Raw genomic sequence first — 12,938 nt, forward strand, 5'->3', positions numbered from 1 at the left:
CAGAGGGGTGGTACGCGGGTGGCTGACGAGGACCAACTCCTCGATTACCTCAAGCGCACGACCGCGACGCTGCGCGAGACGCGCGCGCGGCTGGCCGACCTCGAGCGCCGGACCGCCGGAGAACCGATCGCCATCGTGGGGATGGCGTGCCGATACCCCGGCGGCGTCGATTCGCCGGAAGACCTGTGGCGCTTGGTGATGGACGAGGTCGATGCCGTCGCAGACTTTCCCACCGACCGCGGCTGGGACACGGCGGGCGTGTACGACCCGCAACCGGGCAAGGCCGGCCGCAACTATGCCCGGCAGGGCGCGTTCCTCTACGACGCCGGGAGCTTCGACGCCGGGCTGTTCGGGATTCCGCCACGCGACGCGCTGACGATGGATCCGCAGCATCGGCTGCTGCTGGAGGCGTCGTGGGAGGCGCTCGAACGAGCCCGGATCGACCCGACTTCGCTCAAGCGCAGCGCCACCGGCGTGTTCGCCGGGCTGATGTATCACGACTATCCCGACAGTCAGGGCGTCGGATCGCTCGCCTCCGGGCGGGTGTCCTACACGCTCGGTCTCGAGGGGCCGAGCATGACGATCGACACCGCGTGCTCGTCCTCCCTGGTCGCGCTGGACCTCGCGGTCGCGTCGCTGCGTTCGGGGGAGTGCTCCCTCGCGCTCGCCGGTGGCGTCGCCGTCATGGCCACAATGGACGTCTTCCTGGAGTTCTCTCAGCAGCAGGCGTTGTCCCCCGACGGGCGCTGCCGCTCGTTCGCCGCCCAGGCGGACGGCACCGGCTGGGGCGAAGGGGTGGGCGTACTGGTCGTCGAGCGCCTTTCGGATGCCGAACGCAACGGTCACCCGGTGCTGGCCGTGGTCCGGGGGATCGCGACCAATCAGGACGGTGCGAGCAGCGGCCTCACCGCGCCCAACGGTCCCGCCCAGGAGCGGCTCATCCGGCATACGCTGGACCTCGCCGGGCTGACGGGTTCCGATGTGGACGTCGTCGAGGCGCACGGCACCGGCACGAAACTCGGCGACCCGATCGAGGCGCAAGCCCTGCTCAACACCTATGGGCAGGACCGTCCGGCGGGTCAGCCGCTCTGGCTCGGCTCGATGAAGTCCAACGTCGGCCACACGCAGGCGGCCGCGGCGGTCGGCGGCATCATCAAGATGGTCCTCGCGCTCAGCCACGGCGTACTGCCCAAGACCCTCCACGCCGAGGAGCCGACGCCGCGCGTCGACTGGTCCGAAGGCGACATCCAGCTGCTCACCTCGGCCAGACCATGGCCCGACCTCGGTCGTCCGCGCCGCGCGGCCGTCTCGTCCTTCGGCGTCAGCGGCACCAACTCCCACGTCATCCTCGAACAAGCCCCGGCGCCCGTCCGCCCGACGGTCCCGGCTCGCGCGCTCCCGATCACCCCCTGGACCCTGTCCGCGAAGACTCCGGCAGCGCTGCGCGGTCAAGCCAGTCGCCTCCGCCATCACATCATCGAGTACGCCGAGGCAGATCCCGTCGATGTCGGGTTGTCGTTGGTGCGTACCCGGGCCGCGCTCGATCACCGGGCGGTGGTGGTCGGAGCGAGCCGGGACGAGCTGCTCGCCGGGTTGACCGCGCTGGCCGGAGAGACGGCCGATTCGGGTGTGGTGACCGGCGTGGCGCGCGGCGAGCAGCGTACGGTGTTCGTCTTCCCCGGTGTCGGCTCGGCCTGGCCCGGCATGGCGGTGGACCTGCTGGACACGTCACCCGTGTTCGCCGCCCGGATGGCCGAGTGCGCCGAGGCGCTGACCCCGCTGGTCGACTGGGACCTGATGAAGGTCGTCCGGGAGTCGTCCTGGCAGCCCGTCGACCGGCAGCAGCCCGTGCTCTGGGCGATCATGGTGTCGCTGGCGGCGCTGTGGCAGTCGCACGGCGTACGGCCGTCGGCGGTGGCCGGGCATTCGCAGGGGGAGATCGCGGCCGCCTGCGTCGCCGGGGTGCTGACGCTGGCGGATGCCGCCAAAGTGGTGGTGCTGCGCAGCAAGTCGCTGCTGGCGCTCACCGGCCACGGTGGAATGCTGTCGGTCGTCGCCGCCGAGGACTGGGTACGCGAACGGCTCGAACCCTACGGCGGGCGGCTCGACGTCTCGGCGGTCAACGGTCCCAAAACCGTTGTGGTGTCGGGTAATCCCGAAGACCTCCGCCGGTTCGAACGGGAGTTGGCGGCTGCACGGGTGATGCGATGGGCCGTGCCGGACGTCGACTTCGCGGCGCACACGGCTCAGGTGGACGCGCTCGAAGACGAGCTGAACGCGTGCCTCGCCGGGATCGAGCCGCAGCCGTCGGCGATGCCGTTCTACTCGACCGTGACGGGCGGGCGGCTGGACACCGCCGAGCTGGACGCGGCGTACTGGTATCGCAACCTGCGCTCCACGGTGGAGTTCGAGAGGACGGTACGCGCACTGCTGGCCGACGGCTACGGCGCGTTCCTGGAATGCTCGACGCACCCGATCCTGCGTCCCGGGCTGTCGGAGATCTTCGACGAGTCGAGCGCCCCCGCGACCGCGCTCGGCACCCTGGTACGCGACGACGGCAGTCTGCGCCGGTTCACCACTTCCCTGGCACAGGCCCATGTGTGCGGCGTACCCGTGGATTGGACGGCGACTTTCGCGGAGGCCGAGGCGACCGTCGTCGACCTGCCCACGTACGCCTTCGACCGCGAGCGTTACTGGCTGGACGCAACCGCGGGGGAGGTGGACGCGGCGGCGCTCGGGCAGCGGCCGGTCGACCATCCGCTGCTGGGGGCGGCCGTTACGCTCGGCGACGGCTCCACCCTCGTGACCGGGCGGATGGCGACCCGAACGCATCCGTGGCTGGCCGATCACTCCGCGCTCGGCACTCGATTGCTAGCCGCCACCGCGTTCGTCGAGTTGGCGATCCGGGCCGGCGACGAGGCGGGCTGCGCCCGGCTTGCCGAGCTGACCCTGCTGGAGCCGCTCGTCCTCCCGGATGAGGAGCCGGTGCGGTTGCAGGTCCGGATCGGCTTGCCCGATGCGAGCGGCGGCCGGCCGGTCGACATCCACGCCGCGGTGAGCGACCAGGACTGGATCCGGCACGCCACCGGCGTGCTCGTCGCCGACCGGGAGCCGGCCGGATTCGAGCTGACCGAATGGCCGCCCGCGGGGGCTCTTGCCGTCGACCTGACCGGTGCGTACGACGGGCTGCGGGCGGACGGCTACGACTACGGCCCGGCGTTTCAAGGGTTGCGCGCGGTCTGGCGGCGTGGTGACGAGGTCTTCGCGGAGGCAGTGCTGCCGGAGGTCGCCGGGCTCGGCGGATTCGGCTTGCATCCGGCGCTGCTGGACGCGGCTCTGCACTCGGTCATGGTCGGCGGCGAACCCGGCGAGACTCGGCTGCCCTACGCGTGGGCGGACGTGGCGCTGCACGCGGCCGGAGCCACCCAGGTGCGCGTACGCGTTGCTCCCGGGTCGGCGACGGGACTCAGCGTCCAGGTGGCTGACAGCGCCGGTCGTCCGGTGCTCTCGGCGGCTTCGCTGGCGACCCGCCCGGCACAGGCCGGACCGGGTCCGCTGTATGCCGTCGAGTGGTTCCCGACGCCGTTGCCGGACGCGTCAGTGGATTGGGCGTACCTCGAAGACGTGACCGAGGACGGGCCGGTGCCCGCAGTCGTCGTGCTGCGCTCTACGCAGCCAGACGGAGACGTCCCGGAAGCGTTGCGTACGACGGCTTCCCGAGTGCTTCAGTCCATTCAGGACTGGCAGATGCAGGATCGGTTCGCCGACGCGAATCTGGTGGTGCTGACCGAAGGCGCGCACGCCACCGAGTCGCTCGCCCTCGCGGCGGTCGCCGGGCTGGTGCGAGTGGCGCAGTCGGAGAACCCCGGCCGCGTCCTGCTGGTCGACACCGACGGGCGACCGGCCTCCGCCGAGGTGCTGGGCGCGGTCTTCGCCGGAGACGAACCCGAGTACTCCGTACGCGACGGCGAGCTGTGGATTCCGCGCCTGCGCCGGCTGGACCCGTCCCTTGCGATGGGCGAGTCGAGGCGGGAGCCGGACCCGTCGGGGACGGTCCTCGTCACCGGTGGCACCAGCGGCCTCGGCCGGTTGGTGGCCCGGCATCTCGTCACCGAGCACGGCGTCCGTCACCTCCTCCTCGTCAGCCGATCCGGACCGCAGGCGCCCGGGGCCGACGAGCTGATCGCCGAACTGTCCGGGTTGGGTGCTGCGGTGACGGTGGCCGCCTGCGACGTCGCCGAGCGCACGGCCCTGGCCGAGCTGCTGGACGTCGTCGACCCGGCGCATCCGCTCACCGGTGTCGTGCACGCGGCGGGCGTACTGGACGACGGCGTGATCGGCTCGCTGAACCCCGAGCGGCTCGACACCGTGCTGCGGCCCAAGGCGTACGCGGCGTGGCATCTCCACGATCTCACGAAGGACCACGAGCTGGCCTTCTTCGTGATGCTCTCGTCCGTCTCGGGTCTGCTGGGCGCACCCGGTCAGGGCAACTATGCGCTGGCGAACACGTTCCTCGACGCGCTGGCTGCGTACCGGGCGGACGCCGGGCTCGCCGCCACCTCCATGGTGCTCGGCCTGTGGGACACCGAGACCCGGCTGACCGGCGTGCTCGACCGCGCCGACCACAGCCGGATGAGCCGGCACGGCATCACCGCGTTGCCCGTGCGAGACGGGCTCGCCTTGTTCGACGCCGCGCTCCGGTCGGGCCGGCCGCGGCCGGTGGTCGCCCGGTTGCGCCTCAACATCGGCTCAGGCGCTCCCGCCATGCTCCGTGCGCTGCCCGGTGCGGCGGCCCGGCGTACGGCGGCCAACGCGGCAGGCCTGGTCCGTCCACTCGGGACGCTCACCGGCCCCACGCTGGAGAAGGCGATCCTGAGCACGGTTAGGGAACAGGTCGCCCGCATCCTCGGGTACGCCTCGACCGCGGTGATCGACCCGGGCAGCAACTTCCGGGACCTCGGCTTCGACTCCCTCACCGCGCTGGAGCTGCGCGACGCATTGGCGACCGCGGTCGGCGTACGCCTGCCGGCCACCCTCGTCTGGGACTACCCGACCGTCGCAGCCGTCGTCGCACATCTGCGCGACGCGACGAGCGGTGTGCGTACGGGGGTCAGGGTGGACGCGCCGACGCCGCGAGCAGACACCGACGAGCCGATCGCGATCGTCGGTATGGCATGCCGCTTCCCGGGTGGTGTGTCGTCCCCGGAGGATCTGTGGCAGCTGGTCGTCGACGGGCGGGACGTCGCCTCCCCGTTCCCGGATGATCGCGGCTGGCCGATCGAGCGGCTCTACGACGAACGGCCGGGCCTGCCGGGCCGCATCTCAGCCCGGGGCGGCGGCTTTCTCGAAGGCGCGGCGGAGTTCGACCCGACCTTGTTCGGGATCAGCCCCAACGAGGCGCTCGCCATGGACCCGCAGCAACGCCTGCTGCTGGAGACCAGCCTGGAGGCGTTCGAACGGGCCGGGCTCGACGTCACCTCGCTGCACGGCAGCAACACGGGTGTCTTCGCCGGGCTGATGTATCACGACTATCCCGGCAGCACCGCCAACGGGTCCATCGCGGCAGGCCTGGTGTCCTACACCTTCGGCTTGCAGGGGCCGTGCGCCACTGTGGACACCGCCTGCTCGTCATCGCTGGTGGCCCTGCACTGGGCGGTACGCGCCCTCCGGGCGGGCGAATGCGATCTGGCCCTCGCCGGTGGGGTGACCGTGATGGCCACCCCGGAATCGCTGCTGTACTTCAGCGCGCAGCAGGGGTTGTCCGCCGACGGCCGCTGCCGCTCGTTCGCCGAGTCGGCGGCCGGCACCGGGCTGTCCGAGGGCGTCGGCGTACTGCTGGTCGAGCGGCTGTCCGACGCCCAGCGCAACGGTCATGACGTCTTGGCCGTGGTACGCGGCAGCGCGGTCAACTCCGACGGCGCGAGCAACGGGCTCACCGCCCCGAGCGGCCCGGCCCAGCAACGGGTGATCCTGCGGGCGCTGGCCGACGCCGGTCTGTCCACTTCGGAGGTCGATGCCGTCGAGGCGCACGGCACAGGCACGAAGCTCGGCGATCCGATCGAGGCGCAGGCGTTGCTCGCCACCTACGGGCAGGATCGGACGGAAGATCAACCGCTGTTGCTCGGTTCGCTGAAGTCCAACCTCGGGCATACGCAGGCCGCCGCCGGGGTCGCCGGTGTGATCAAGATGGTTCAGTCGCTGCGGCACGGCGTACTGCCGGTGAGCCTGCATGCCGACGAACCGACGAGCGCGGTGGACTGGTCGGCCGGGCACGTGCGGCTGCTGACCGAGACGGTGGACTGGCCCGACCGCGATCGGCCGCGCCACGCCGCCGTGTCCTCCTTCGGGCTCAGCGGGACGAACGCGCACGTGGTGCTGGAACAGGCTCCGCCTGCGGATGCCGCCCCGGTCGAACCGGCTCCGGAGCGCGTACTGCCTTGGGTCGTCTCGGCCGAATCTCCGGCGGCACTGCGGGCTCAGGTGGGTGCGCTGCTCGACCACGTCCGGGCGGATCCCCAGATCGGTGCGCTGGATGTCGCGTACTCGCTCGCCACGCGGCGCGCCGTGCGCCCGCATCGGGCGGTGGCCGTCGGCCGCGATCAGGCCGCTTTGACCAAGGCACTTGCCTCGCTGGCAGATCGCGAGGCGGTGCGTTCCGGTGGTGGGCTGGCCTTCCTCTTCACCGGCCAGGGTACGCAGCGGCTCGGCATGGGCCGGGAACTGCACGCAGCCTTCCCGGTGTTCGCCGAGGCGCTGGCGGCGGTGGCCCAGGAGTGCGACTGGCATCTCGACCGGCCGCTGCTGGAGGTCATGTGGGGCGACGACGCCGAGTTGCTCGACCAGACCCGGTACGCCCAGCCCGCGATCTTCGCCGTCGAGGTGGCCCTCTATCGGCTGGTCGAATCGTGGGGACTCCGGCCGGACTACCTCGGCGGGCACTCCATCGGTGAACTGACCGCGGCGTACGCGTCGGGGGTGTTCTCGCTGGCCGACGCCGTGGCGTTGGTCGTCGCCCGAGGGCGGCTCATGCAGGCGCTGCCGCCCGGTGGAGCGATGGTGGCGATCGAGGCGACGCCGCAAGAAGTCGAGCCGCTGCTGACCCCGGGAATCGGGATCGCGGCGGTCAACGGACCCCGGGCAGTGGTGATCTCCGGCGACACGGCCGAGGTGGCGGCGATCAGCGATCAGTTCCCGGACCGGAAGCGTACGCGGCTTCGGGTCTCGCACGCCTTCCACTCGCCGCTGATGGAGCCGATGCTGGCGGAGTTCGCCGCGCTCGCCGACGGCATCGTGCACCACGAACCGGCCGTGCCGATCGTGTCCGCCCTGACGGGCACAGTCGCCGGGGCCGACGAACTCGGCGCGGCGGGCTTCTGGGCCCGGCACGTCCGGGAGACGGTGCGATTCCGGGACACCGTGCGGTTCATGGCGGACGCCGGCACCACAGCCTTCCTCGAGTTGGGGCCGGACGCCGCGCTTTCGGCCATGGGATCGCAGTGCGTCGACGATCCGACGACGGTCTTCGCCGCTGCGCTCCGCCGTGACCGTGACGAAGAGGTCGAGCTAATCTCCGCGATCGGCCGAGTCCACGAGCGGGGCGCCCACGTCGATTGGGCCGCCTTCTTCGCCGGTCGGGGCGCGCGTCCGGTCTCGTTGCCGACGTATCAGTTCCAGCGGCGGCGGTACTGGCTCTCCCCACGGGACGGTGGCGAGCTGTTCGCGGATACGGCGGTGGACGAGCAGCCCGAGGTCCTCGCGGCCGGCGAAGAACTCCGGCGCAGGGTGGCGGAGTGCCCGGCGGACGAGCGCGCCGGTGTGCTCATCGGCGTCGTACGCGATCAGGTCGCCACGGCATTGGGCTTCGACTCGGCCGACGACGTTCCGCCGGACCGCGTACTCGCCGAACTGGGCTTCGACTCCCTCGCCGCGGTCGAGCTGAGCCGACGGCTCGGCACACTCGCGGGTACGCAGCTCCCGCCGTCGCTGATCTACGACTACCCGACCGCCTCGGCGGTGTCGGTGTATCTCGCCACCGTGCTCGCCCCACCGGGTGACGACCCGGCTCGGCTGGTCCTCGGCGAGGTCGACCGGCTGGAGCAGCTGCTCGCCACTGTGGACGGTGATCGGGCTGTCGTCACCGCCCGGTTGGAGGCGCTGCTCCGAGGCTGGCGAGACGCCGGACCGGCGGACGGCGAAGTCCGGCTGGACTACCAGGCCGCCACCGACGACGAGCTGTTCAAGGTGCTGGACGACGAGCTGGGAATCGGGTGAGTCTCGGTGGGGGACAGTGACAAGCTTCGCGAGTACCTCAAGCGCGCCACGGCCGAACTTCAGCAGACTCGGCGGCAGGTACGCGATCTGGAGGCCAAGGAGCGCGAACCCATAGCGATCGTGGCGATGGCCTGCCGGTTCCCCGGTGGCGTCCGGTCGCCGGAGGACTTGTGGGACCTCGTGGCGTCGGGCACGGACGGAGTCTCGTACTTTCCCGAGAACCGAGGCTGGGACGTCGACGGACTCTACGACCCCGAACCCGCCACCCCCGGGCACACGTATGTCCGGGAGGGCGGCTTCCTGCACGAGGCCGGGGAGTTCGACGCCGACTTCTTCCGCATCACTCCGCGCGACGCCCGGGAGACCGATCCCCAGCAACGTCTGCTGCTGGAGACGACCTGGGAGACGCTGGAACGGGCCGGTGTCGATCCAGCCTCGCTGGCCGGTAGCGACACCGGGGTGTACGTCGGGATCGCGTACCACGACTATCCCTCGGGCGGCGGCATCGGCACGATGGCGAGCGTCGCGTCCGGCCGGATCGCGTACTCGCTGGGTTTGGAAGGCCCGGCGGTGACCCTGGACACCGCGTGTTCCTCGTCGCTGGTGGCGCTGCACCTGGCCGGGTACGCGTTGCGGGCGGGCGAGTGCGCCCTGGCGCTAGCGGGCGGGGTGACGGTGATGTCCACCCCGGCCCCGTTCGTGGGCTTCAGCCAGGACCGGGCGTTGTCCGCCGACGGCCGGTGCCGGTCGTTCGCGGCGGCGGCCGACGGCACGGGCTGGGCCGAGGGCGTCGGGATGCTATTGCTGGAGCGCCTGTCCGACGCGCGCCGCAACGGCCACCCCGTGCTTGCCGTCGTACGCGGTTCGGCGGTGAACCAGGACGGCGCGTCCAACGGCCTGACCGCGCCGAACGGGCCGTCCCAACAGCGAGTGATTCGGCAAGCCCTCGCCGTCTCGGGACTCAAGGCGTCCGATGTGGACGTCGTCGAGGCGCACGGCACCGGCACGGTGCTCGGCGATCCGATCGAGGCCCAGGCGTTGCTGGCGACCTACGGCCAGGACCGCTCGGCCGGGGGCCCGCTGTGGCTGGGCAGCCTGAAGTCCAACATCGGCCACGCGCAGGCGGCGGCCGGGGTCGGCGGCATCATCAAGATGGTCGAGGCGATGCGGCACGACCTGCTGCCCAAGACGTTGCACGTCGACGAGCCGACCCCCCGAGTCGACTGGTCGAGCGGCGACATCGCCCTGCTCACCGAGGCACAGCCCTGGCCGAGATCGGCGCGGCCGCGCCGGGCGGGCATCTCGTCGTTCGGGCTCAGCGGCACGAACGCGCACGTCATCGTGGAGGAAGCTCCGTCGCCCGAGTCCGTGGAGCCTGAGCCGGCCGGGGTTCGCCCGGCACCGGCAGTGACGGTCTTCACCGTGTCTGCGCACGGCGAACCGGCTCGCCAAGAACAGGCCCGCAAGCTGCTTACTCACCTGACCGATCAGCCGACGCTGGATCTCCGAGACGTCGCCTTCTCACTCGCGACCACGCGGTCGGCGATGCCATGTCGCGCTGTTGTCCTGGCCGACGACCGCGATGGTGCGATACGCGGACTGCAGGCGCTCGCCGGCGGCGATCCGGCCAGGGGCGTGGTGACCGGCACGGCGAAGATCCAGCCCGGTGTCGCGTACCTGTTCTCCGGCCAAGGCGCGCAACGACTCGGCATGGGACGGGAACTGGCTGACGAGTTCCCGGCGTACGCGAGTGAGCTACGCAAAGTCGTCGCCGAACTGGACCCGCATTTGGACACGCCGCTGCTGGACGTCATGTGGGGCGACGACGCCGATCTCCTGGAGCAGACTCGGTACGCCCAACCCGCCTTGTTCGCCGTCGAAGTGGCGCTGTTCCGGCTGCTGGAGTCGTGGGGCGTACGCCCCGGCTTCGTGGGCGGGCACTCGCTGGGTGAGGTCACGGCAGCCCACGTCGCCGGGATGATGTCGCTCCCGGATGCGGCTCGGCTGGTCGTCGCCCGGGGTCGGCTGATCGGTCGGCTCCCCGCCGGGGGAGTGATGGTCTCGGTGCTCGCCACCGAAGCCGACGTAGCTCCGCTGCTGATTCCGGGCGCGGAGATCGCTGCCGTGAACAGCCCGTCGTCCGTGGTCGTCTCGGGCTCCGGGGACGCGGTCGGCGCGGTGGCGAAGGCGTTGGAAGCATTGGGCCACAAGACAAAGCAGCTCGCGGTGTCCCACGCGTTCCACTCCGCTCTGATGGAACCGATGTTGGCGGAGTTCCAGGCGGCGGTGTCCGACCTCGAGTTCCACCCTCCGCGCATTCCAGTGCTGTCCAATGTGTTCGGTGAGGTGGTGTCCGACGCTCGCCTGGCCGATTCGGCGTACTGGGTGAGCCATGTGCGCTCGGCGGTCCGCTTCGCCGACGGCGTACGCGCACTGGAGGCGGCCGGCGTCGACACGTTCATCGAACTCGGCCCGGATTCGGTGCTGGCGGCGATGGGGCAGGACTGCCTGACCGGAGGCGGCGAATTCATCTCGACTCTCCGCCGGGGGCGGGCCGAGCCGATGGCGCTCGCAACCGGAATCGCGCGGGCGTACGTGCGAGGCGTACCGGTGAACTGGGCGAACTATCACGGCGGCGGCAACCGCGTCGACCTGCCCACGTACGCCTTCCAGCACCGGCACTACTGGGTCGACACCCCGGCACCGGCGGGGAAGTCCGCAGTGGACTCCTGGCGCTATCGGGTCGAGTGGGAACTCCGGCAGCGGCCGGAGGCCGGGCAGCTCTCCGGAACGTGGGTGCTCGCCGTTCCGGCCGCGTACGCGCAAGCCGAAGCACAGGCGGTGGCCGCCGAACTGAGCCGCAACGGCGCAACCGTGAGTTTCCTGGAGGTCGGCGACGACACCCGGGAAGAGCTCACGCATCGCCTCCGACGTCTGGAACCGCCGACGGGCGTGCTCTCCTTGCTGGCCCTCGACGACCGGTCCTGGCCGGCCGATGACGCCGTCTCCCGGGGATCCATCGGTACGTTCGTGCTGGCCCAGGCCCTCGCCGACGCGGCGATCACCGCGCCGTTCTGGTGTCTCACGACGGGTGCCGTCTCGGTGGCCGGCCACGAGGAAGTCGCTTCCGACGCGCAGGCGGCGGTGTGGGGGCTGGGCATCGGGCTGAGTCTCGATCGCCCGGCGAGCTGGGGTGGTCTCGTCGATCTGCCGACCGGGCTCGACGATGCCGCGTTGGCCCGGTTGTCCGGCGTACTCGCCGACTCTGGGGGCGAGGACCAACTGGCGCTGCGGGCTTCCGGTTGTTACGGCCGCCGGTTGGCGCGTGCGGAAGCGGCCCGCTCGGGGTCCGCCTGGCAGCCCCGGGGAACCACCTTGATCAGCGGCGGCACCGGCGGCCTCGGCGCACACGTCGCTCGCATGCTGGCGGCCCGAGGTGCCGAGCACCTGCTGCTGACCAGCCGTAGTGGCGCTTCCGCACCGGGGGCGGCCGAGCTGGCCGCCGAACTCGCCGACCTCGGTACGCAGGTCACCATCGAGGCGTGCGATGTGGCCGACCGTGCTGCGCTTGCCGAGCTGCTGGACCGGGCTCCCTCGGTCACCGCCGTGGTGCACGCCGCCGGGGTGGCCCAACGAGTCGCGCCGCCTGAGGAACTCACCGCGGCGGAGTTCGCCGAGATCGCGCGGGCGAAGGTGGCCGGCGCACGCAACCTCGACGAGCTGCTTCGCGACCAGGTGTTGACGGCGTTCGTGCTGTTCTCGTCCGGGTCGGCCGTCTGGGGCAGTGTCGGGCAGACCGCGTACGCGAGTGCGAACTCCGTCCTGGACGCCATCGCGCACCGGCGCCGAGCCCGGGGAGCCACGGCGACCTCGATCGCCTGGGGACCCTGGGCCGGCGGCATGGTCGACGCCGAACTCGGTTCGCTGCTGCGCCGGGTCGGCACGCTGCCGATGCGTCCGGCCGTCGCCGTCCAGGCGCTCGCGGGCGCGCTCGACGCCGACGAATCCCACCTGGTCGTGGCGGATTTCGATTGGGCTCGGTTCGCTCCGGCGTACACGTTCGCGCGGCAGCGGGCGCTGCTCGACGGGCTGCCCGAAGTACGGGCGATCCTCGACGGCGATCCGGCGGAGAAGTCGGCGACCGCCGGTCAGGAACTCGCGGCGGCCCTCGGCGGGCTGCCCGGAGCGGGTCAGCTGCAACTGCTCCTCGATCGCGTACGCGACCAGGTGGCGGAGCTGGCGGAATACGAAAGCGCGGCTGACGTCGGCCCGGACAAGTCGTTCGGGGACCTGGGATTCGACTCGGTCGACGCCGTGACGCTGCGGTCGAAGCTGAGCGCGCTGACCGGTCTCGCGCTGCCCAGCACGATGATCTTCGACTATCCCACCCCGCTCGCGCTGGCCAAGTTCCTCCAAGCCGAGCTGTGCGGGCAGGGGGCTGCGGTGTTGCCGGTGCTCGCGGAACTGGACCGGCTGGAGGACCTGCTGACCGGGCTGTCCACCGAGGAGCTCGAGGAGAACCGGGTGCTGGCCCGGCTCCAGACGCTGATCGGCCGCCTGTACGCCGGGCGGGACGACACCGTCGGCACCGACCTGGAGTCCGCGTCCGCCACCGAGGTCTTCGCCTTCATCGAACAAGAACTCGGTCTCTCATGACCGGCTGCGAC

The 12,938-nt window shown here is 71.4% G+C and carries 2 protein-coding genes; both read left to right on the plus strand.

The features are described 5' to 3' along the window. The first annotated feature begins 18 nt into the window (after positions 1 to 18). Positions 19 to 8,271 carry a type I polyketide synthase gene (locus tag HOV77_RS18260; protein ID WP_290863618.1) on the plus strand — a complete coding sequence of 2,751 codons (8,253 nt, stop codon included), beginning with the start codon at positions 19 to 21 and terminating at the stop codon, positions 8,269 to 8,271. 6 nt (positions 8,272 to 8,277) lie between these two features. After that, a complete protein-coding gene (locus tag HOV77_RS18265) occupies positions 8,278 to 12,927 on the plus strand; it encodes a type I polyketide synthase (RefSeq protein WP_290863619.1) in 4,650 nt (1,549 codons plus the stop codon). The last annotated feature ends 11 nt before the right edge of the window (positions 12,928 to 12,938 follow it).

It is taken from the genome of Hamadaea sp., from assembly GCF_013362815.1.
In the GTDB taxonomy this organism is placed as follows: domain Bacteria; phylum Actinomycetota; class Actinomycetes; order Mycobacteriales; family Micromonosporaceae; genus Hamadaea.